This window comes from Kribbella rubisoli (assembly GCF_004217145.1).
GTDB lineage: Bacteria > Actinomycetota > Actinomycetes > Propionibacteriales > Kribbellaceae > Kribbella > Kribbella rubisoli.
Map to the genome: position 1 here is coordinate 1,607,820 of NZ_SHKR01000011.1, position 22,482 is coordinate 1,630,301.

General features: G+C 67.6%; 19 protein-coding genes. 14 read left to right on the forward strand and 5 right to left on the reverse strand.

The genetic code is table 11. From position 1 onward, the window contains the following. Positions 1-51: 51 nt before the first annotated feature. The 5 genes from EV645_RS10675 to EV645_RS10695 all read left to right on the forward strand — a co-directional run bounded on the left by EV645_RS10675 (position 52) and on the right by EV645_RS10695 (position 5,310). Positions 52-498: a MarR family winged helix-turn-helix transcriptional regulator gene (locus EV645_RS10675; RefSeq protein WP_130442181.1), complete on the forward strand. Its 447-nt coding sequence runs from the start codon at positions 52-54 to the stop codon at positions 496-498. Then, positions 495-1,709, forward strand: coding sequence for an MFS transporter (locus EV645_RS10680; RefSeq protein WP_242000318.1), 1,215 nt, complete (start codon positions 495-497; stop codon positions 1,707-1,709). The genes EV645_RS10675 and EV645_RS10680 overlap by 4 nt, the downstream gene beginning before the upstream one ends. Positions 1,710-1,774: 65 nt before the next feature. Next, positions 1,775-4,183 carry a GH116 family glycosyl-hydrolase gene (locus EV645_RS10685; RefSeq protein ID WP_130442183.1) on the forward strand — a complete coding sequence of 803 codons (2,409 nt, stop codon included), beginning with the start codon at positions 1,775-1,777 and terminating at the stop codon, positions 4,181-4,183. 86 nt (positions 4,184-4,269) lie between these two features. After that, on the forward strand, positions 4,270-4,800 hold the full coding sequence (locus tag EV645_RS10690; protein ID WP_130442185.1) for a TetR/AcrR family transcriptional regulator: 531 nt from the start codon (positions 4,270-4,272) through the stop codon (positions 4,798-4,800). Between the two features lie 12 nt (positions 4,801-4,812). After that, entirely contained in the window at positions 4,813-5,310 is a 498-nt protein-coding gene (locus tag EV645_RS10695) for a DUF2867 domain-containing protein (protein ID WP_130442187.1), read from the forward strand. Here EV645_RS10695 and EV645_RS10700 read toward each other — a convergent pair. Continuing rightward, entirely contained in the window at positions 5,267-7,093 is a 1,827-nt protein-coding gene (locus EV645_RS10700; RefSeq protein WP_130442189.1) for an ABC transporter permease, read from the reverse strand. The two genes, EV645_RS10695 and EV645_RS10700, sit on opposite strands and share 44 nt — an antisense overlap. 70 nt (positions 7,094-7,163) lie before the next feature. Further along, a complete protein-coding gene (locus EV645_RS10705; RefSeq protein WP_242000319.1) occupies positions 7,164-7,718 on the reverse strand; it encodes a TetR/AcrR family transcriptional regulator in 555 nt (184 codons plus the stop codon). Positions 7,719-7,833: 115 nt separating this feature from the next. On the opposite strand from EV645_RS10705, the gene EV645_RS10710 reads away from it, so the two are divergent. Next, positions 7,834-10,317, forward strand: a complete 2,484-nt coding sequence (locus tag EV645_RS10710) for a bifunctional FO biosynthesis protein CofGH (RefSeq protein WP_130443715.1) — start codon at positions 7,834-7,836, stop codon at positions 10,315-10,317. Here EV645_RS10710 and EV645_RS10715 read toward each other — a convergent pair whose 3' ends face one another. After that, entirely contained in the window at positions 10,318-10,623 is a 306-nt protein-coding gene (locus EV645_RS10715; protein ID WP_130442193.1) for a hypothetical protein, read from the reverse strand. Positions 10,624-10,771: 148 nt separating this feature from the next. On the opposite strand from EV645_RS10715, the gene EV645_RS10720 reads away from it, so the two are divergent. Then, positions 10,772-12,673, forward strand: a complete 1,902-nt coding sequence (locus tag EV645_RS10720) for a sensor histidine kinase (protein ID WP_130442195.1) — start codon at positions 10,772-10,774, stop codon at positions 12,671-12,673. Continuing rightward, positions 12,661-13,299, forward strand: coding sequence for a response regulator transcription factor (locus EV645_RS10725; RefSeq protein WP_130442197.1), 639 nt, complete (start codon positions 12,661-12,663; stop codon positions 13,297-13,299). Before EV645_RS10720 ends, EV645_RS10725 begins: the two co-directional genes overlap by 13 nt. A 448-nt stretch (positions 13,300-13,747) precedes the next feature. Here EV645_RS10725 and EV645_RS10730 read toward each other — a convergent pair whose 3' ends face one another. Next, a complete protein-coding gene (locus EV645_RS10730; RefSeq protein WP_130442199.1) occupies positions 13,748-14,374 on the reverse strand; it encodes a hypothetical protein in 627 nt (208 codons plus the stop codon). Continuing rightward, positions 14,367-16,289 carry an acyl-CoA dehydrogenase family protein gene (locus EV645_RS10735; protein ID WP_130442201.1) on the reverse strand — a complete coding sequence of 641 codons (1,923 nt, stop codon included), beginning with the start codon at positions 16,287-16,289 and terminating at the stop codon, positions 14,367-14,369. The genes EV645_RS10730 and EV645_RS10735 overlap by 8 nt, the downstream gene beginning before the upstream one ends. A gap of 99 nt (positions 16,290-16,388) precedes the next feature. Here EV645_RS10735 and EV645_RS10740 point away from each other — a divergent pair, with 99 nt between their 5' ends. From EV645_RS10740 to EV645_RS10765, 6 genes are all read left to right on the forward strand, one after another. After that, complete coding sequence (locus EV645_RS10740) at positions 16,389-16,784, forward strand: TOBE domain-containing protein (RefSeq protein WP_130442203.1); 396 nt, start codon at positions 16,389-16,391, stop codon at positions 16,782-16,784. Continuing rightward, entirely contained in the window at positions 16,784-17,581 is a 798-nt protein-coding gene (modA, locus tag EV645_RS10745) for a molybdate ABC transporter substrate-binding protein (protein ID WP_130442205.1), read from the forward strand. The genes EV645_RS10740 and modA overlap by 1 nt, the downstream gene beginning before the upstream one ends. 38 nt (positions 17,582-17,619) lie before the next feature. Further along, positions 17,620-18,384: a molybdate ABC transporter permease subunit gene (modB, locus tag EV645_RS10750; protein WP_338419134.1), complete on the forward strand. Its 765-nt coding sequence runs from the start codon at positions 17,620-17,622 to the stop codon at positions 18,382-18,384. Beyond that, positions 18,381-19,442: a sulfate/molybdate ABC transporter ATP-binding protein gene (locus tag EV645_RS10755; RefSeq protein ID WP_130442209.1), complete on the forward strand. Its 1,062-nt coding sequence runs from the start codon at positions 18,381-18,383 to the stop codon at positions 19,440-19,442. The genes modB and EV645_RS10755 overlap by 4 nt, the downstream gene beginning before the upstream one ends. A 274-nt stretch (positions 19,443-19,716) precedes the next feature. Next, positions 19,717-22,284, forward strand: coding sequence for a class III lanthionine synthetase LanKC (gene lanKC, locus EV645_RS10760; RefSeq protein WP_130442211.1), 2,568 nt, complete (start codon positions 19,717-19,719; stop codon positions 22,282-22,284). 4 nt (positions 22,285-22,288) lie between these two features. Continuing rightward, positions 22,289-22,426 carry a SapB/AmfS family lanthipeptide gene (locus EV645_RS10765; protein WP_130387812.1) on the forward strand — a complete coding sequence of 46 codons (138 nt, stop codon included), beginning with the start codon at positions 22,289-22,291 and terminating at the stop codon, positions 22,424-22,426. Positions 22,427-22,482 lie beyond the last annotated feature (56 nt).

Consider the following 22,482-nt stretch of genomic DNA (forward strand, 5'->3'; position numbering starts at 1 on the left):
TCTCGTTCACTCCTGTGGATATACATAGCATTCCTATGTATATTTGTCAGTGTGATTGCTACGGATCTGACTCGGCTCGGCGAGGATGTCGTCGTCGCGTCGTCACGGTTGAACCGGATGGCGACCCGCGACGTGAACACGCTGCCGCACGCAGCGATGCGCGTGCTCGGGCGGCTCGACGAGCTCGGACAGGCCCGGATCAGTGAGCTGGCCAAGGCCGACCGGTGCTCCCAGCCGACGATGTCCAACCTCGTCCAGCGCCTGGAAGAGCAGGGTTCGGTCCGCCGCGCGGCGGACCCGGCCGACTCCCGCGCCAGCCTGATCAGCCTCACCGACGCCGGCCTCGCCGAACTGAACAGCGCCCGGCGGCAAGCCGGCGTCGCCCTGGCCTCCCGGCTTCATCAACTCTCCGCGACGGACCTCACCACGCTGCAGGCCGCGGTCGCCGTCATCCACAAACTCCTCACCCTCGAACCTCTGGAGGACACGCCCCGGTGAGCAACTCATCGTTTCTCAAGCAGCCCAAGTCCGTCTGGGCGGTCGCGTTCGCCTGCGTGATCGCCTTCATGGGCATCGGCCTGGTGGACCCGATCCTCAAGCCGATCGCCGAGCAGTTGCACGCGAGCCCGTCCCAGGTCTCGCTGCTGTTCACCAGCTACATGGCAGTCATCGGTGTCGCGATGCTGATCACCGGCGCGGTCTCCAGCCGGATCGGCGCCAAGCGCACCCTGCTCATCGGCCTGGCGATCATCGTCGTCTTCAGCGCACTGGCCGGCGCGTCCAACAGCATCGGCATGATCGTCGCGTTCCGCGCCGGCTGGGGTCTCGGTAACGCGCTCTTCATCGCGACCGCCCTCGCCACGATCGTGAACTCGGCCGCCGGCTCGGTCGCCGAGGCGATCATCCTCTACGAGGCCGCCCTCGGCGTCGGTATCGCGGCCGGCCCGCTCGTCGGCGGTGAGCTCGGCACGATCTCGTGGCGCGGCCCGTTCTTCGGCGTCGCCGTCCTGATGACGATCGCGCTCGCCGCGACCGCGTTCCTGCTGCCCGCCTCGCCGCCCGAAGCCCGCCGTACGTCGATCGTCGAGCCGCTGAAGGCACTGCGGCACCGGTCCCTGGCGACGGTGGCGATCACCGCGCTGCTGTACAACTTCGGCTTCTTCACGCTGCTCGCGTTCACCCCGTTCCCGCTGGCGATGTCGGCGCGGCAGATCGGGCTGATCTTCTTCGGCTGGGGCCTGTGTCTCGCGTTCACGTCGGTGTTCGTGGCGCCGCGGTTGCAGCGCCGGTTCGGCACGCTGCCGGTTGCGATGACTGTGCTGCTGCTCTTCAGCGCGGACCTCGCGGTCATGGGTCTCTTCGCTCACCACAAGGCGGTGCTGGCGATCGGCGTGGTCGTGGCCGGTCTGTTCCTGGGCATCAACAACACGCTGATCACCGAGGCCGTGATGTCGGCCGCCCCGGTCGAGCGCGGAACGGCGTCCGCGGCGTACTCGTTCGTCCGTTTCTCCGGCGGTGCGGTCGCGCCGTGGCTGGCCGGGAAGCTCGGCGAGGAGTTCAACATCCAGCTGCCGTTCTACGTCGGCGCCTTCGCCGTGCTGCTCGCGGTCGGCGTGCTGGCCACCGGCTGGAAGCCGCTGGCCCACCTCCGCGTCCCCACCAACCACTCCGAGGTCGAAGCCGAGGCGCTCACCGTAGCCGACGCCTGATTGGTCTGCCCGACCCGCCGGAGATCGATTTCTCCGGCGGGTCTTCGCGTTTAGGGTCGATAGGTATGTGGCCCATCCTGCGCACGTACAGCGGACGTAACCTCCGCCGGATCGCCCTGCCGCTCGGCGGCATCGGGACCGGGACGGTCAGCCTCGGCGGTCGCGGCAACCTCCGCGACTGGGAGATCGTGAACCGACCGGCGAAGGGATTCCGGCCGGGTACAGCGTTCTTCGCCGTCCGTACCGAGTCGCCGGACGGCGCGGTTACCGCTCGCGCGGTCGAGGGTCCGCTGGATCTGAGTGAATACGAAGGGGCACATGGGAGCGGCGCGCAGAATCATGGTCTGCCTCGGTTCCGGGAGGCGTCCTTCGCGACCACCTATCCCTTTGCGCGGCTCGAGCTTCGTGACGACGACGTACCAGTGGATGTTGCGCTGGAGTCCTTCAATCCTTTGATTCCTACCGACGTCGAGGCGAGCTCGTGGCCGGTGGCGGTGCTGCGCTTCGTCGTCACGAACCGAAGCTCCTCGTCGTTGAAGGTGTCGCTGGCCGGTGCGCTGGAGAACTTCATCGGCCGGGACGGGGCGAGTGATGTTGCTGCAGGCAACTACAACACGGCTGCAGACGGGGAATCTGCGCGCGGCGTGCTGCTGCGCAGTCGTGGAGTGGATCCTGGCGCGGAGCAGTTCGGGTCGATCGCGCTCGCCGTACTGGACGGGTTCGATGTGACTCGTCGTACGGGATGGGCCGATCGCACCTGGGGCGACAGTCTGCTGGAGTTCTGGGACGACTTCACCGCGGACGGGCGCCTCGACGAACGTGTCAGCGAGTCGGCGACTCCGGTCGCTTCGGTCGCGGACCGTCGTACGATCGCCGCCGGGGCTACTTCCCGCTTCACCTTCGTTCTCGCGTGGCACTTTCCGAACCGGCGCGCCTGGGAGAAGCCGGACATCGTCGGCAACTACTACACGACGCTGCACGACGATGCCTGGACCGCCCTGTGCCAGTTCGCACCTCAGCTGGACGAGTTGGAGCGTGAGACTGTTGCCTTCGTCAATGACTTCGTGTCGAGTGTTCTGCCGGTGGAGGTCCAAGAGGCGGCGCTGTTCAACCTGAGCACGTTGCGCACGCAGACGGTCTTCCGTACGCCGGACGGGCGGTTCTTCGGCTGGGAAGGCTGCTCGGACCATGTCGGCAGTTGTTTCGGGAACTGCACGCATGTGTGGAACTACGAGCAGGCGACACCGTTCCTCTTCGGCGAGATCGCCCGGTCGTTGCGTGAGGTCGAGTTCGCGCACGCGACCGACGACGCCGGGTTGATGAGCTTCCGCGTGGGTCTGCCGTTGTCGTCGAGCGCCCGTGACTGGAGAGTCGCGGCCGCGGACGGTCAGCTCGGCTGTTTGGTGAAGCTGTATCGCGACTGGCGGCTCAGTGGTGACGACGAGCTGCTGCGCTCGTTGTGGCCTGCTGCGCGGCGGGCGCTCGAGTTCTGCTGGATCCCCGGCGGGTGGGACGCGGACCGCGACGGGGTGATGGAGGGCTGCCAGCACAACACGATGGACGTCGAGTACTACGGGCCGAATCCGCAGATGCAGTCGTGGTACCTGGCAGCGCTCCGCGCCTGTGAGGAGATGGCGACGTACCTCGGTGATGAGCTGGCCGTCGAGTGCCGGAAGCTGTTCGAGCATGGCAGTGCGTGGATGGACGAGCATCTGTTCAACGGCGAGTACTACCGGCACGAGATCCGCCCGCCGGCGTCCGCGGATGATGTGGCTCGCGGGCTGCGCGAGACGATGGGCGCCGCTGATCCGACGCATCCCGTGCTGCAGTTGGGCGACGGGTGTCTTGTCGACCAGTTGGTCGGGCAGCACCTCGCTCGACTGACTCAACTGGGGCCGCTGCTCGACGACGACCACGTTCGTACGACGCTGCGCAGCATCTTGAGGCACAACGGGCTCGATGGGTTCGCGGGGCATTTCAACCACATGCGCAGCTACGTCCTCGGCGACGACGAGTCCGCCGTACTGATGTGCAGCTACCCGCGCGGGAACCGCCCCGAGCGCCCGTTCCCGTACTTCACCGAGGTCATGACGGGCTTCGAACACATCCTCGCCGTCGGTCTGATCACCGAAGGCATGGTCGACGAGGGTCTACAAGTCGTTGCCAACATCCGCCACCGCTACGACGGCGAACGGCGTAACCCGTTCGACGAGGCTGAATGCGGCCACCACTACGCCCGAGCCATGGCGAGCTGGGGCGCAGTCGTAGCCCTGACCGGCTTCACCTACAACGCCCAAACCGGCACCATGCGCTTCGCCCCTCGGCTCCCCGACACGCACCACATCTTCTGGTCCACCGGCAACGCCTACGGCACCTTCAACACCACCACCCGCAAACTCACCACCCGCCGAGGCCAAGCCCACATCACCGCGCTCTACCTACACGACAAGCAAATCCCACTCCAGACCACCTGACCCACCGCCCAGCCGCCCCGCCAGCCGCCCCGCCAGCCGCCCCGCCAGCCGCTGGACCATACCAAACCGTATGGTATGGTTTTGGGGTGGTTACACGGATTGAGTGGTTGGATGCGGGGCTTGAGTTGTTGGCGACCGAGGGGGCGCCGGCGATCACGATCGAGCGGTTGACCGACCAGCTCGGGGTGACGAAGGGGTCGTATTACCACCACTTCGGAAGTGCCGGCGGTTTCAAGGCAGCGCTGATGGAGTACTTCGAGGCGCAGTACACGACCCGGCTGATCGACACCATCGACGCGGAGAACGCGAAGCCGCGGGCGAAGTTGGAGCATCTGTTGCGCCTGGTGCTGGCTGATCCGGATAGTGCGGCATTGGAGATCGCCGTGCGGGCGTGGGCTTTGCAGGACCCCGACGTGCGGGCGGCGCAGGAGCGGGTGGACGAGGCGCGCACCGCGTACCTGAAGGAGCTATGTCGTGGCCTAGGCGCAGACGTCGATCCGGACCGGTTCGCGCAGTTGCTGTATCTGATTCTGATCGGGGCCGAGCAAGTGTTGCCGCCGGTCGACCGAACCGATCTGCGTGAGATCTACAACCTCACTCTCCGACTGATCGATTAGAGGGAGCGAACGATGCCGACGACCCTGCATGAGCTCGACGACCTGATCCCGGTCATGGACGAGATCGACGTGAAGACAGCGAGCGGCGACGTGACGCTGCGGCAGTTCGTCGCGGGTGCGCTCAGCCACAGTCCGTTGTGGGTCAAGGGATTGTTCGCCATCCGGATCGCGGTCGCGACCGTACTGCGCCTCGAGACAGCAACCGTGCCGGATTCGCGCAAGCTGCGCCCGGAGACGGTGAGCTTCACCCCGGGCGAGAAGGACGCGTTCTTCACCGTCATGCGCGGCGAAGAGGATCACTACCTACTACTGAAGATTTCCGACAACCACCTGATCGGCTACCTCGCGTTCATCACGGACAACGAGCGGCCGGCCAAGTTCCAGGTAGTCACCCTCGTGCAGTTCCTGCGACCGGCCGGCCGGTTCTACTACAACCTGATCCGCCCGTTCCACCACGTCGTCCTGCTCAGCATGTGCCGAGCCGGCGAGACGTCGCACGCCAAGCGGTGAGCGCGGCCGCCGACCCGACCACGACCAGCGCCGACGCGAAGATCAGCCCGAGCAGCCGCCACGGAATCGCCAACGCAGCAAGGCCGTAAGGCCCCGCCGCGATCCCGGCCAGCGCGGCCGCGGCCACCACAGCACCAAGCAGTACGCCGACCACCACAACGGTCGCGGACTCCAGGACGGCGATCGCAACGACCTGCCCACGCGTCAACCCGGCCATCCGCCCCAGCGTGAACTCGCGCCGCCGATCAGCCGTCGACATCACGACCGCATTGACCACCGCGACGGCCGTGAAGATCCCCGCCAACCCCATCAACGCAGCAAACAAACCCGAGTTGCTCCGCTGTTGCACCTCACCACGAGCCTCTGCCCACTCCTCAACCGTCTGGCCGTCCATCGTCGTACCAGGCGCGAGCTTGACCAACGTCTCGGTCCGCCCACCGGCGGGCAGCAGGCTCCGCGGGATGAAGAAGTTCTCGCTGACATCAAGCGTCTCCGGCATGATCGCCACCACCTTCACAGCGATCTTTCTGTTGCCAAGAGCAACCTTGAGAACCGAACCGAGCTTGTAACCCTCCACCGCCATCCCCGGCCCGATCGCGATCGTCCGCCCGATCAGCCGGTCCAGCGAACCCTTCCGCGGCCGCAGCTTGTGCGTCTGCTGGTACGCCGGCGCATCGATCCCGATCGCCTCGGAGTACACAGTGTTCTTCCCCCGAGTGACAACGATCGGTACGGCGGTCTGCGCCGACGCCGCCACGATCCCCGGCCCCGGCGCGACCGCATGATCGACGACGACATCCGCTGTGATCAACCGCTCCTGCTCCACCCCGACCGCCTTCGCCAGCGAGCCGAACGTCCCCCACAGCCCGACCACCAGTCCGACAAGCACGATCAGCGGCGCCGCGGTCGCCGCACTGCGCCGTACTGCGTGCAACACACCGGCCCGCGCGAGATCCGCGATCAAGTTGCCGCGGACAACGATCGCGGGAACGCGGCCGACGAGCGGTACGACGACCGGACTCAACTGGCTCAGTGCGACGGACCCGCTGATCATCACGACCAGTCCGATCATCAACCCCGCAACGAGATCCCGCGCCGCCTGCGCCGCGATCACCAGCATCACCGTGCCGAACGCGGCCGACAACCCCCAGAACCATCGCCAGCCCGTCATCACCCGCCGTGCAGCCGATCCGTCCACGATCGCCTCGAGCGCGTTGATCCGCGACGCCCGCCAGGCCGCCGCGAGTACGCCGGCCAGCGCCGTACTGACCCCGACGATCATCGCCGCCCACATCGCCCCCTGATCCCACGGCGCCTCGAACCAGCTCGGCAGCATCCCCAGCTGCACGAGTAACCACGACTGAGCCCAGGCAGCCAGCACTCCGAGGGGCAGACCGACCACGCTGCCCACCAGCCCGAGCAGTCCGGCCTCGGTGATCACCATCAAACACAGGTAGCCCCGCTGCGCCCCGACGAGCCGCAGCAGCCCGAACTCCCGCCGCCGCTGCACAGTCATGAAGCCGAACGTCGTACTGACAATGAACACGCTCAGAAACACAGCCAGCATCACCGACATCCCCAGCAACGTCGCGGCGCCGACATACCCCTCCCGCACCTGAGCCCGCTGGTACGCCGACAGCCCTGCCGGCAGTACGGGCCGATCCGTCGCAGCCAGCATCTGCAGCCCCGACTGCACCAGCCCGACCCCTAGCGCGACCGCGACCACCGCACCGGCGAACAACTGCCACCTGGTCCGCAGCGCTCCGACAGACAACCTCAGCATGCGCCCAGCCAACCCGCTGCGACCGCACCAGCGCTCTGGCCCCAGCACCCGACCACAGGTAGCCCGTGCGCTACCTCAGCACCTGCACCAGCGCAGCGACGTCCTGCTGGTCAATCTCACGCGCACCTATCAGTGCCTGCATCAGGAGCCCGTCCAGGGCAGCGACCAGCAACCGTGCCTTCTGCGGATCCGCAGTGAATGCGCGGGCGATCTCCGTCAACGGCTCCAGCCACGCCCCAGCCGTTTCGCGGAGCTCGGGCCGGCGCGCGGCGTACAGATAGAGCTCGTAGAGCGCGAGCGTCCGGCCACGCCGCCGTACGACGCTGTGCTCGATCAGCCGCGCCAGCTCGTCGGCCGGGCGGGCGCCGAGCTCGCTGCCTCGCCCGTGCAGTTCGACCGCGAGATCCTCGGCGGCTGAGCGGAGCGCGGCGACGAGGAGATCGTCCAGCGTCGGGAAGTGGTACGTGATCGAGGCGACCGAGACATCGGCCGCGGCAGCCACCGCGCGATGGCTCACACCTGCGACTCCGTCGCGTTCAATGACGGTCAGAGTCGCGCGCAGCAGCTCGCTCCGCCGCTGCTCACCGCGCAGCCGACGACCGTCCGCAACCCTTCTGACCTGCACAAACAGCAAACTATCAGGACGTCTGTACGGATTGTTTTTGGTGCCCGGAATCGCGAGATCGACCGGTTTTCCCGTCTTAGGCTCGGATTTCGTGGCCAACGATTTGAGTACTGCGATGCGGCGCGCGTTGAAGCGTGCGGATGACGGCAAGACCCTCGACCCGGCGGAGGTGGAGGTGCTGCTCGGCGCGAGCGGCGACGCGCTGACCGCCCTGATGGCGACCGCGGCCCGCGTCCGCGACCAGGGCCTGGCCGATGCCGGCCGGGCGGGCATTGTCACCTACTCGAAGAAGGTCTTCATCCCGCTGACCCGGCTCTGTCGGGACCGCTGCCACTACTGCACGTTCGCGACGACGCCGGGTCGGGTGCACGCGCCGTACCTCTCGCCGGACGAGGTCCTGGAGATCGCGCGGCAAGGCGCGGCGCTGGGCTGCAAGGAGGCGCTGTTCACGCTGGGCGATGCACCCGAGGAGCGGTGGGACGCAGCGAAGCAGTGGCTGGAGGAGGCCGGGTACGACAGCACGCTCGACTACGTACGCGCGATGGCGATCCGGGTCCTCGAGGAGACGGGTCTGCTGCCCCACCTGAACCCGGGCGTGATGTCGTGGCAGGACCTGCAGCGGTTGAAGCCGGTCGCGCCGAGCATGGGGATGATGCTCGAGACCACCTCGCGCCGGCTGTTCGAGGAGAAGGGCCAGCCGCACTTCGGGTCGCCGGACAAGGATCCAGCGATTCGGCTGCGCGTGCTGGAGGATGCCGGGCGGTCGAACGTGCCGTTCACGACCGGGCTGCTGATCGGGATCGGCGAGACGTTGCCGGAGCGAGCGGACTCGATCTTCGCGCTGCGCAAGGTTGCACGGCAGTACAACGGGATCCAGGAGGTCATCATCCAGGGGTTCCGGGTGAAGCCGGACACGGCGATGCGCAACGACGCCGACGTACCGCTGGACGAGTGGCTGGCCGCGATCGCGGCGACCCGGATCGTGCTCGGGCCGCGGGTACGGGTACAGGCGCCGCCGAACCTCGTCGACCTCGCCGAATGCCGTGCGCTGCTTGACGCCGGCGTGGACGACTTCGGTGGAGTGTCGCCGCTGACGCCCGACCACGTGAACCCGGAGCGCCCATGGCCCCAGATCGACGACCTCGCGAAGGTGACGGCGGACGCGGGGTTCGTACTGCGGGAGCGGCTGACGGCGCACCCGGAGTACCTGCGTGAACCCTGGCTCGACCCGCGGCTGATCTCGCACGTCGAGGCGCTGGTCGATCCGGCTTCCGGGTTGGCTCGTGAAGACGCCAAGCCCGTCGGCCTGCCGTGGCAGGAGCCGGACGGCGGCTGGGACAGCGTCGGGCGCACCGACCTCCACACCGCGATCGACACCGAGGGCCGTCGCACCGAAACCCGCTCGGACTTCGACGCCGCTTACGGCGACTGGGACGTACTCCGAGAGCAGGTCGCGGGCAGGTCGGCTCCTGAACGCATCCAAGGAGACGTGAAGGAAGCCCTGGCTGCCGCCGAACGCGACCCGGCAGGGCTGTCCGACGCCCAGGCGCTCACGCTGATGACCGTGACCGGGCCGGCGCTCGACGAGTTGGCAGCGATCGCCGACAACTTGCGTAAGGCAACGGTCGGCGACGACGTCACCTACGTCGTCAACCGGAACATCAACTTCACCAACGTGTGCTACACCGGCTGCCGGTTCTGCGCGTTCGCCCAGCGCCGGACCGACGCCGACGCTTACTCGCTGTCGATGGACGAGGTCGGTCAGCGCGCCGAGGAAGCCTGGGTCATCGGCGCGACCGAGGTCTGCATGCAGGGCGGTATCCACCCCGACCTCCCCGGCACGGCGTACGCCGACCTGGTCCGCGCGGTCAAGGATCGGGTACCGGAAATGCACGTCCACGCCTACTCCCCGATGGAGATCGTGAACGGCTCGGTTCGCACCGGCTTGTCGATCGAAGAGTTCCTGATCTCGGTGAAGGAGGCGGGCCTGGACAGCATCCCCGGCACCGCGGCCGAGATCCTCGACGACGACGTCCGCTGGATCCTCACCAAGGGAAAGTTGCCCACGGCAAGCTGGATCGAGGTGATCAGCACCGCGCACAAGGTCGGTCTGCCGTCGAGCTCGACGATGATGTACGGCCACGTGGACGCGCCGCACCACTGGGTCCAGCACCTGCGCACGATCGCCGCCGTACAGGACCAGACGGGCGGCTTCACCGAGTTCGTCCTGCTGCCGTTCATCCACCAGAACTCGCCGATCTACCTCGCGGGAGTCGCGCGCCCGGGTCCGACGTACGACGAGAACCGGGCGGTGCACGCGATGGCGCGGATCATGCTGCACGGGCGGATCGACAACATCCAGTGCTCGTGGGTGAAGCTCGGCGTCGACGGTTGTGTCGCAGTACTCAACGGCGGCGTCAACGACATCGGCGGCACGCTCATGGAGGAGACCATCAGCCGGATGGCCGGCTCCAAGCACGGCAGCCGCAAGTCGATCGCCGAACTCACCGCGATGGCGACCGCTGCCGGACGACCGGCCCGGCAGCGCACCACGACGTACGGCGACGTACCGGCCCGCCCGTCTCTGGAACTCGCCTGATCACGTCACCGGGTCGAGGTCGACGGCGCGCGTACGGCGTTTGGCCCCGACCCGGTGACCGATGGTGACGAGCAGGAATCCGACGGCATAGATCCCCGCGGTGACGCCGAGATAGCCGAGCGGCAGCGTCTCCGGGTCGGCCGGGAAGGCCTGGTGGCTGTCGCCGACCCACGCCCTCAGCAGGTAGAGCGTCTGGAACGTGAAGCAGTAGGCGAAGATCGCGATGTACGCGACGTACGCGGACAGGCGGTTCCGCAGGAAGAATCCGAGCGGGAACGCGAACAGGATGGTGGCTGCGGCAATCATTGGAAACCTCTCCTCGAGTAGCTGACTCCCCCACAGTCGCGTTCTTGGGCGGCCTACCGCATCGGTGCTGTCGCCGGATCCCGGCCGGGGCCAGCCGCTAAGTGCTGGCACTGGTGCGCGAGCGGCGGTCCGCGGTCATCATGTGGATGTGCCCCGGCGTCGGCGTTCGGTCGTTGCCGCGACGGTCCTGTTCGTCGCGGCCGCCGTCGTACGCGCGATGCTTGCCTACGGCCCGCCCTCGATCGGGGAGCCGGCCGATTGGCCGGTCACGACCGCTCTGCTGCTACCAGCGCTGCTGCTTGGTTGGCTGGTGGTCGTCCGGGCTCCGGCTGGTCCGATCGGACCGGCGCTGGCGCTGACCGCCGCCGTACCCGCCCTCGTCTTCACCGCCGAGGACTGGGGTACGACGGCCCATACCTCGAGCCCATGGCCGGCGGCATCCGCTGTCGACAAGGTCGCGGTCGGTGCCTGGCCGTGGTTGTTCCTGGGGTTCGTCACGCTTGTCCTGCTGTTCCCGGACGGCCTGCTGCCCGGTCGGCACTGGCGCTGGATCTGGGCGGCAATGCCAGTCTCGGCCGTGCTGGTGAACTTCGTCGTCTCCCGCGAAGATGCCGCGCGGACCGACACCACGCCGGCGCGCGCCGCCCTGATCGTCATCGCCTTCGCGGCATTCCTGGCTACCTTGCTCGCGGCCGCGTCCAGTCTGGTCGTGCGGTACCGGCGCGGCGACCAGCTCACCCGGCAACGGCTGCGCTGGCTGATGGCCGCGGCCGTCGCCGTACCGATCCTGCTCGGCCTCAGCTGGTTGGCATCCGCGCTGGGCGCTCCCGGCACCTTGGCGTACACCTGGTTCCTGATCGCCATGCTCGTCCTGATCCCGGGCGCGATCACCGTCGCGATCCTGCGGCACGACCTGTTCGACATCGATCGGCTGCTGGGCGCGACCGTCAGCTGGCTCGTCACGAGCCTGATCTCCGCGGGCGTGTTCGCGGCGGTGGTCCTCGCGGCCGGCGGGTTCTTCCCCGACCGGGTCGGCGTCACGACCGCCGCCTTTGTGACCGCGCTGGTTCTCCTTCCTGTCTACCACTGGATCCATCGCACCGTCGGCCGGTTGGTCGACCCGGATCGCACGGTCGCGCTGGCCCGGATCCGCGACTTCGTACGGCGAGTGCGCGACGGCGAGGCTGAGCCGGAACAGATCGAGGCCGTACTGCGCTCGGCCCTCGACGACCCCGGCTTGCAGGTCCTGCTACGACGACCCGGATCGGAACTCGAACCGCCCGCCGGCGCGATCCCATTGCAGACGGGCGATTCTGTGGTCGGCGCGCTGGTCCTCGGTACGACGTCCGCGCGGCGCGTCCGGCGCGCCCGGGAAGCAGTCGTCGAAGCGCGACTGCCGATCGAGGTGAGTCGACTGCAGCTCGAGCTCCGCGAGGCGCTGACCGAGGTTCGGCACAGCCGGTCCCGCTTGATGGACGAGGTGAACGCCGAGCGGCATCGCCTCGAGCGCGACTTGCATGACGGCGCTCAGCAGCGGTTGATCGCGATCGGGATGCGGCTGCGGTCCGTGCAGTACCAGCTCGATCCCGGCGTACCGGCGTACCGCGAGCTCGATGAAGTCGTGGAGACGTTGGAGGAGACCGTCGCGGAGCTGCGGCGGATCGCGCACGGGGTCCGGCCGAGCCGGCTCGACGACGGTCTCGCGGTGGCGCTGCGGCATCTGGTCGCGGACAGTACGCTGCCCGTCGATCTCGTCGTACCCGAGCTGGACGTCGGCGAGAGCGCCGCGACGACGGTCTACTTCACTGTCGGTGAGGCGATCGCGAACGCGCTGAAGCACGCGCGCGCGACCCGGATCTCGATCTCGGTCGGACTGAACGATCAGGTACTGCGCGCGGTCGTGCGCGACGACGGCGTGGGCGGAGCCAAGGAAGGGTTCGGGTTGACGTCCTTGCGCGACCGGGTCGCCTCGGCCGGCGGGGAGTTCACGGTCGTGAGCCCGCCCGGGGCCGGTACCTCGATCACGGTGGAGATCCCATGCGCATCGTGATCGGCGAGGATTCCGCCTTGTTTCGTGAGGGTTTGAGCCGCCTGCTGACCGAGAACGGCCACGAGATCGTCGGTACGGCGGTCGCGGCGGACGAACTGGTCGAGGTGGTACGCGATGTTGATCCCGATCTGAGCATCATCGACGTACGGATGCCGCCGACGATGACGGACGACGGCGCGCGGGCGGCCGTGATCCTGCGGGCGGAGTCGCCGGCGCGGCCGATCCTGATGCTGTCGCAGCACATCGAGACGCGACAGGTGGTCGGGCTGGTCGGCACCGGCGGGTTCGGGTACCTGCTGAAGGATCGGGTACTGCGCGTCGGGGACTTCCTCGACGCGATGCGCCGGGTGGTGGACGGCGGCTCCGCGCTCGACCCGGCGATCGTCGCGGCGCTCGTGACACCGACGCGCATCGACGATCCGGTTGCCGCGCTGTCGGCGCGAGAGCGTGAGGTGCTGGCGCTGGTGGCTGAAGGGCGCTCGAACAGTGCGATCGCCGCGCACCTGGTGCTCGCCGAGCGAACGGTCGAGAGCCACATGCGCAGCATCTTCCAGAAGCTCCGCATCGACGAGGCGCCGGACACCCACCGGCGCGTGCTCGCCGTCCTCACCCAGCTGCGTCAGTGAGCGTCTTGACGAGTGGTTAGTTGTTGCAGAAGGCAACATCTGTACGGAAAGTGAGGAAAGTTTTACTGAGCGTTGCCTACTTCAAAGGCAATGCAAATGTTTGAACCGGATGATTCCCGGTAGTAGCGGCCCCATGACAACGTTCTCTTGTCGGCGGCGGACGGGTCGCCGGCAACGGGTCCAGGTGGTTGCCCGACGAGCTCCCGTCCGCGACCGGACTGCACCTCCCCTGCCGGCCTCGGAATGAGCTTCGGGCCCACCCTCCTTCGGGCCACTTGCCCTCTCGGGGCAACAGCAGGACGCCGGCCGTGCCGGTCGGGCGTTGGTCGCCAGTGAGGTGGCGACCAACGTCCGGCACGGTCGGCGTTTCTATGTGGAGACTTCCTCGCCGTACTGGTGCTGCTGGGGACCAGTACAGCGGGGAGGTTCCCTTTCCGGGGTCTGCTGGTTAGTAGGGGAAGGTGTCGTCGCGCCGGGTCGGGTCCAGGTCCCACAGGGAGAACTCGACCACCTTGTGCGACTCCTCGCCGCCGCCCGGGATCAGCCCGAACGACTCGTACTCCTTCGATCCGAGTCCGTCCAGGTAGCAGAGCAGCTCGAACGCGGACTGCGCGTCCTCGATGTCGTCGATCACTTCGTCGTTCTGCGCCTCGTCCGCGCGGCTCCGCACGTACTGCACGAAGGCCTCGGGGTCGGTCACCACGTAGTCGTAGCGCGCCTGGTAGCTGAGCCGGACACCGTCCTCCGGCAGCAGCGGCTCCCCGAGCTCCTCGAGATCGTCCAGGCCACCGCCCTCGACGATCTCCCGGTAGTCCGCCGGGTCGTCGAAATCGTCCGGCCCCAGCGGCAGGTCGTCCAGCTCGTCGGGGTCGTACGAGTCGATCCCGAGGAAGATGTCGCCCCAGCCGCGTTCATGGACCGCGTCCGCGAGCGCCCGGGCCTGGACCCGGACGTTCTCGATCGCGCTGGTGGCCCGCAGGTCGTGCAGGTCCAGAGCGTCAGCTTGCTCAAGCAGTACCCGGGCGAGTTCGCGGGCGGCTTCGGCAGCCGACGCGGGTTCGATCGACTCACTCATGCTGTGACGGTACAACCATCGGCACCTCCACTGCCGAGCCCGGTACTCCGAACGCGTCAACCAGCTCCACCGCAGCTGGCCGGACGGTGGCGCACAACTCGTTGACCAGCGCGGTGATCGCCTTCGACCGACCCGCCGAAAGCCGGCCGTGCTCGAGGTACCACGCGCGCTCCGCCTCGATCGTCGCCAGCGCATGCAGGTCGTACAGATGCTGCAGCCGCTGCTTGATCTCCTCCGGCGCATGCTGCACCGCCGACTGGAACGCCTCCAGGACGACCCGGTCGACATGCGCCCGCCCGGCCGCGATCACGTGGTCCTGGCACCGGTTGAACACCTCGAACGGCTCGTCGCCCGCATCGATCCCGGCCTTCAACCGCCGCGCGACGCCGGACAACATGTGCTGCTCGCGGAACCGCAGCAACCCCGAGTGGTACGCGTCGTCCCGCAAGCCGGCGTCCGGATCCGCCGCATCATTCCGATTCGGTACGACGTCCCGCAGCCGCTCGATCACCGGTCGCAGCGCAGCCTTCTCGACCGCGATCTCCACCGCCTGCGCCGCGATGAACCGGGCCGTGCCGAGCGGGTCGAGCTTGCCGAACGACTCCCGGTAGTCCGTCAGCAGACCCTTGGCCACCAGCTGCAGGAGGACGGTGTTGTCGCCCTCGAACGTCGTGAACACATCGGTGTCCGCCTTCAACGTGGCCAACCGGTTCTCCGCCAGGTAACCGGCGCCGCCGCACGCCTCGCGGCACATCTGGATCGTCTCGGTCGCGTGCCACGTCCCGAGCGCCTTCGTGCCGGCCGCCTGCGCCTCCAACGCCCGCCGGTCGTGCTCGTCGCGATCGTCGTTGAACACCCGCGCGAACTCCTCGACCAGCTCGGCCTGCGCGAAATGCAACGCATACGTCCGCGCGAGCAGCGGCAATAGTCGTCGCTGATGCATCCGGTAGTCGAGGAGCACCGTTTCCTCGGCATTACCCGGTGCGCCGAACTGACGCCGCTGATCGCCGTACCTGATCGCGATTGTCAGCGCGACCTTGCTCGCGTTGATCGCCGCGCCGCCGACGGACACGCGTCCTTGCACCAGGGTCCCGAGCATCGTGAAGAACCGTCGGTCCGGGTTCTCGATCCCGCTCGTGTAGTTGCCGTCGGCATCGACCTGGGCGTAGCGATCCAGCAGTGCCTCCCGCGGCACCCGGACCTGGTCGAAGACGATGCGCCCGTTGTCGACGCCGTTCAGCCCGAGCTTGGGCCCGCAGTCCGACAGCGTCACGCCCGGCAGCGGCGTACCGTCCTCGGCCCGGATCGGCACCAGCAAGCAGTGCACGCCGTGACGCTCGCCACCCACTATGAGCTGCGCGAACACCGCCGCCATCCGCCCGTGCCGCGCCGCGTTACCTATGTAGTCCTTCCGCGCCTCCTGTGTCGGTGTGTGTACGACGAACTCTCCCGTTGCTTCGTCGTACGTCGCTGTCGTGCCGAGGGCCTGCACATTCGACCCGTGACCGGTCTCGGTCATCGCGAAGCAGCCGAGCAGCCGCCCAGTGACCGCGTCCGCCAGATACCGCTCGTGGTGCTTCTCCGTCCCGAGATGCAGGATCGCGCCGGCGAACAGCCCGAACTGCACCCCCGCCTTCACCATCAGCGAAAGGTCACCGAAGGCAAGCGTCTCGAACCCCGCGATGAACCCGCCCAGATCCCCCTCCCCTCCGTACTCCTTCGGATACCCACGCGCCGGCAACCCGTCCGCCGCCGACTCCATCAACAGCTCGAGCACCTTGTCCCGATACTCATCCCGCGGCAACCGCACCGCCAGATCCGCCAACTCCCCGTGCCCGGCCAACCTGGCCCGCACCACGTCCCGCGCCGCCTTGTGCGGCCCGTCCAAGTAGTCCCGCATCCCCGATGTGCTCATGTCCTTAACTTATGCGGATTGCCGGCCGCGATCCGTCATCGGTTCGTAACTGTGGAAAACCTGGTATCGATCCGCACGTGCGGCGGTATGCTGTCTACCGTGCCGAACTTGCGGGTGAGTGAGGCAGCCGCACTTCTGGGGGTCAGCGACGACACGGTTCGGCGCTGGATCGATCAGGGGCGGTTGCCGTCGAAGCAGGAGAACGGCCGGATGGCCGTTGACGGGCAAGCGCTCGCCGCTTTCGCCCAGGAGCTGGCCGACTCCCCGGAGCCCGGCCGTACCACCGCCGCCTCGGCGCGCAACAGGATGCGGGGGATCGTCACCCGCGTGCTGAAGGACGGCGTGATGGCCCAGGTAGAGATGCAGGCCGGGCCGTTCCGCATCGTGTCGCTGATGAGTCGTGAGGCCGCGGACGAGCTCGGGCTGGAGCCCGGTGTGGTGGCCGTCGCGTCGATCAAGTCCACCCATGTCGTCGTCGAAATACCGGAGGCCTGATGTTCCGCCGTACCGCGCTGGCCGCCCTCGCCACAGTCGCCGCGCTCACCATGGCCGGCTGCGGCGACGACAGCCCGGCCGCGTCGTCCTCGCCTTCGAGCAGCTCGAGCAGCTCCAGCAGCACGCCCGCCGTGTCCGGCACGATCGCCGTGTTCGCGGCCGCCTCGCTGACCGGGACGTTCACCCAGCTGGGCAAGGACTTCGAGGCCGCGAACCCCGGCACGAAGGTGACCTTCAACTTCGCCGGCAGCTCCGCGCTCGCCAAGCAGATCAACGAGGGTGCGCCCGCGGACGTGTTCGCCTCGGCCGCGCCGAAGAACATGGACGACGTGAAGGACAAGGGCACGCCGACGAACTTCGTCAGCAACACCCTCGAGATCGCCGTACCGAAGGGGAACCCGGGCAAGATCACCGGCCTCAAGGACTTCGCCGACAAGAGCAAGAAGATCGCGCTCTGTGCCGTGCAGGTTCCGTGTGGCGCAGCGGCCGACAAGGTGTTCAAGGCAACGGGGATCACCCCGCAGCCGGACAGCCTCGAGCAGGACGTCAAGGCCGCGCTGACCAAGGTCGGTCTCGGTGAGGTCGACGCCGCGCTGGTCTACAAGACCGACGTACTGTCCGCCAAGGACAAGGTCGAGGGCATCGAGTTCCCTGAAGCGAGCAAGGCCGTGAACGAGTACCCGATCGCCACGCTGACCAAGGCTCCGAACGCTGCCGGCGCGCAAGCGTTCGTCGACTACGTTCTGTCCGACAAGGGCAAGGCAGTCCTGAGCACAGCCGGCTTCTCCGCACCGTGAGTCGTCGTGGCAGGAGTACGAGCGGGCGACTGCCCCTCGTGCTCCTGCTGCCTGCTCTCATCGGACTGGCGTTCCTGCTCGTCCCTCTGATTGGCCTGCTCGCCAAAGCGCCTTGGTCGACGTTGCCGGCGAAGCTGCACAGTGCTGACGTTTGGCAGGCGCTGAGGCTGTCTCTGGTGTGCGCCACGTCCGCTACTGCGTTGTGTCTGGTGCTGGGCGTTCCGTTGGCGTGGTTGCTGGCTCGTGGCGGTCTGCCGGGACGCAGCTTGATCCGTGCGTTCGTGACGGTGCCTCTGGTGCTGCCGCCGGTGGTTGGCGGGGTAGCGCTGCTGCTGGTGCTCGGGCGACGCGGCCTGGTCGGTCAGTACCTCGACTCGTGGTTCGGGATCTCCTTGCCGTTCACAACTGCCGGCGTGATCGTGGCGGAGGCGTTCGTGGCCATGCCGTTCCTGGTGATCTCCGTGGAGGGTGCACTGCGTGCAGCGGACCCGCGGTACGAGGAGGCAGCCGCAACACTCGGTGCGGGCCGCTGGACGACGTTCCGGCGTGTAACCCTGCCGTCTATCGCGCCAGGGATCGTTGCAGGGACTGTGCTGTGCTGGGCGCGCGCACTGGGCGAGTTCGGCGCCACCATCACCTTTGCCGGCAACTTCCCTGGCCGTACGACGACTATGCCGCTGGCTGTCTACTTGGCATTGGAGACTGACCCGGATGTGGCCGTCGTACTGAGTCTGGTGCTGCTGTTGGTCTCCGTCGTCGTACTGGCGTCTCTGCGCGAGCGCTGGATCAGCGGGCTGCAATGACCCTGTACGCCGACCTCCAGGTGACGCGTGGTTCGTTCGCGCTATCCGTGGACCTGACTGTCGAGCCGGGCGAGGTAGTCGCACTCCTTGGCCCTAACGGCGCCGGCAAGACCACCGCGCTCCGTGCGATCGCCGGACTGCTCGCGCTGGACGGCGGGCGCATCGCACTGGACACCTCTGTGTGGGACGAGCCGCCCCGCATTTTCCGTACGCCAGACAGGCGACCGATCGGCGTGGTCTTCCAGGACTACCTCCTCTTCAACCACCTCAGCTGTCTGGAGAACGTTGCCTTCGGCCTCCGAGCCCGCGGCGTCGAGAAGCAGACCGCCCGCGCAGAAGCTGCCCGTTGGCTGGAGACCGTTGGGCTGTCGGAGTACGCCCGTACGCGGCCCCGCGCTCTGTCCGGCGGCCAAGCCCAACGCGTGGCCCTGGCTCGCGCTCTAGCCACCGATCCCGAACTTCTACTCCTCGACGAACCGCTGGCAGCCCTGGACGCCAGCACCACCCTCCACGTCCGAGCCGAACTCGGCCAACACCTGCGTCGCTTCGAGGGCCGCACCCTGCTGGTCACCCACGACCCGCTCGACGCCATGGTCCTGGCCGACCGCCTGGTCATCATCGAAAACGGCCAGGTAGTCCAAGAAGGCAAACCCACCGAGGTAGCCCACCGCCCCCGCACCAACTACGTAGCCCAACTAGTAGGCCTGAACCTCTACCGAGGCACCGCCGCCGGCACCACCGTCACCCTCGCCGACAACGCCACCATCACCCTCGCCGAACCAGCCACCGGCCCTGTCCACGTTGCTTTCCCACCGACTGCCGTCAGCCTCTACACCACCGCGCCTTCAGGCAGCCCCCGCAACACCTGGCCGGCAGTAGTAACCGGCATAGAACAACACGCCCACACCGTCCGAGTCCGCCTCAACGCCTCCCCCACCGGCCCAGCCGACCTCCTGGCCGACATAACCCCCGCAGCCGTAGCCGACCTCCACCTAACCCCCGGCCAAACCCTCCAAACCACCCTCAAAGCCACCGAGGTCCACACGTACCCGGTGTAAGTAGCCGCCTACCCCCTGCGGAGCGTGCGTGGGAAGGAGGATGCACGAGGTAGGAGGCGTGGGGTTACGGGTTGTGATGGGGTTGTCGCGGATTGACATGTTGTTACGGGGAGATTCGCGCTCAGGTTGCGCAGTACGGTAACGAAGAGTGTTTAGTTACTCACTCGTAGTGTGTGGGTTCTTCACATGAGAGTGATGACATCGTGCACTACGCCGAGCCCTCTGGTGGCGCCCAAGATGTGGCGGGGCACCACGAAAGGGGGGTCGGACAGTCATGCATGAGAGTTACGAGTTCTACTGCCTTGCGGATCGGCGGTTCTACGAGACGCCGGCCAATCGCGGTGCTCAGCATCCGGATTTCACCATCGCCGGGCGGGCGGTGCCGGAGGGGTGGCGGCATGTGCCGGGTGAGCAGTGGATGCATTACGCGCCAGGCAATCTCCGGCTGCCCGCGCAGGGGTGGAAGATCCATGTGTCGGCGCGGTTGCAGGATGTGGAGCGGACGCTCGAGGCGGTGTGGGAGTACTGCGTCCCGCGCGGCATCGCGTTCAAGTTCCTGCGCAACGAAGCCGTCCTGGTGATGGTCAACTCGAAGGCTGCTCCCCGCGGGTCGAGCGGCAAGCTGGTCACGATCTACCCGACCGACGACGCGCAGCTGGAGCTCATCCTCAAGGAGCTCGACGAGATCCTGGCCGGTGTCGAAGGCCCCTATATCCTGAGCGATCTGCGCTACGCACAAGGTCCGCTCTTCGTCCGGTACGGCGCCTTCGTCAGCCGGCACTGCCTCTCGACGACCGGCGAACGCGTTCTCGCCATCGAAGATGCCCAGGGCAACCTTGTCCCGGACCACCGTGGCCCGACCTTCGTCACGCCGCCGTGGATCACGCTGCCGGACTTCCTGCAGCCGCACCTCGACGCGCGCAACGCGGTCACCACGAACGACCTCGCGTACACGGTCGACGGCGTCATCCAGTTCTCCAACGGCGGCGGCGTGTACGTCGGCCACCACAACGAGACCGGCGACCGCGTCGTGCTGAAGGAAGGCCGTCCGTACGCCGGGCTCGACATGGCCGGCCGGGACGCGGTCGCGCGGATCGCCCACGAGCGCGACATCCTCGAACAGCTCGACGGCCTCGACGCCGTGCCGACGCTGCACGACTACCTCCAACTGGGCGAGCATCACTTCCTCGTGCAGGAGCACATCGACTCGGTGTCGCTGCAACGCGAGCTGGTACGCCGCTATCCACTGACTCACCCGGATGCGACCGAGGCGGACAAGGCGGAGTACGCCGAATGGGCGACCGCGATGATCGCCAAGGTCGGCGAGGCTGTGGGGCAACTGCACGAGCGCGGCGTCGTGTTCTGTGACCTGCACCCGGACAACCTGCTGCTCGACGCGGACGGCAAGCTCACACTGATCGACTTCGAGGTCGCGACCAAGGCCGAGGACCAGGCCCGCTCGACGCTCGCCCACCCCGGGTATGCCGCTCCGCAGGACCGGCAAGGCGTCGACGTCGACCGGTACGCGCTCGCCTGCATCGCGCTCGGCGTTTATGCGCCGCAGGCAACCATCTTGCTCAATCTCCACCCGGGCAAGGCATTCCAGCTCGCAGACATGATCGCCAACACCTTCCCAGTGCCGCGTGCCACGCTCGACGAGGCCGTCATGACGATCGTCGGCCCGGGCAAGACGCACGACCCGGCGATGGTCGACCTGGCGCTGCCGGGCGAGGCCGAGTGGACCGAGGTACGCGACGCGCTCACCAAGGCCATCGTCGCCAGCGCGACACCGGAACGCACAGACCGGCTGTTCCCCGGCGACATCGCGCAGTTCCGCGACGGCGGCGGCATCGACCTCGCGACCGGTGCAGCCGGCGTGCTCTACGCGCTGAGCCAGACCGGCGCGCGATTCCCGCAGTACGACGAATGGCTGCGCAAGCGGGCCGTCGACACCGAGACCGGACCAGGCCTGTACGACGGCCTCCACGGCGTCGCACATGTCCTCGAGGAGCTCGGCTACCGGCAGGACGCGCTCGACCTGGTCGATCGCACGCTCGCCGACGACTGGAGCTCCCGCGAGCTCGGTCTGCACTCCGGCCTCGCCGGCATCGGTCTGAATCTCCTGTACTTCGACACCGAGCCGACGCTCCGCGCGAGGGCTGTCCGCGTGCTCGACCTCGTCGCCGATCGGCTGCAGGTCGACGTTCCGGAGATCAGCGGCGGCCAGCACGCGCGCGCCGGGCTGATGTACGGATCGTCCGGGCCGGCGCTGCTGTTCCTCAACGCGTTCGAGCAGCTCGGCGACACCGGTCTGCTCGACCTGGCCGAGATCGCGATCCGGCAGGACCTCAAGCGGACCGTGCTCACCGACGACGGGATGCGCCAGGTCAACCAAGGCTGGCGCACCCTGCCGTACCTCGAAGAAGGCTCGGCCGGCGTAGCACTGGTCCTCGAGCGGTACCTGCGTCATCGGCCGTCCGAAGAGCTCGCACTGACGCTCAACGAGCTGAAGCGAGTCACACACTGCGACTACTACGTCCAGCCCGGCCTGTTCATGGGTCGCGCCGGCCTGCTCCTCACCGCCGCGGCACTCGGCGAGGACCAGGCGACGGTCGACGACCTCGTGCACGGTCTCGGCTGGCACGCGATGCCGTTCGAAGGCGGTCTCGCGTACCCGGGCAACCAGCTGCTCCGTCTCTCGATGGACCTGGCGACCGGATCGGCCGGCGTACTGCTGGCCCTGGGTGCGGCGCTGCACGGTGCGCCGGTCGCCCTCCCGTTCCTCGGACCTCCCCAGTGGTCCGAGTCCATGTCCCGACGATCTATACCGAAGGAGGTGTAAACACATGGCACTTCTCGACCTTCAGGGTCTGGAGACCCCGGGCTACGGCCACGGCGGCCACCACCACGGCGGCTCCACGCTGACCGTGCTGGGCTGCGCTTCGCAGACCCCGAGCAACCTGAGCCTGCTGCTCTGCCACTGATACGGCACCTGTATTGCCAGGTAGTGAGGCCCTGGGTGGGCGGCAATCCCACCCAG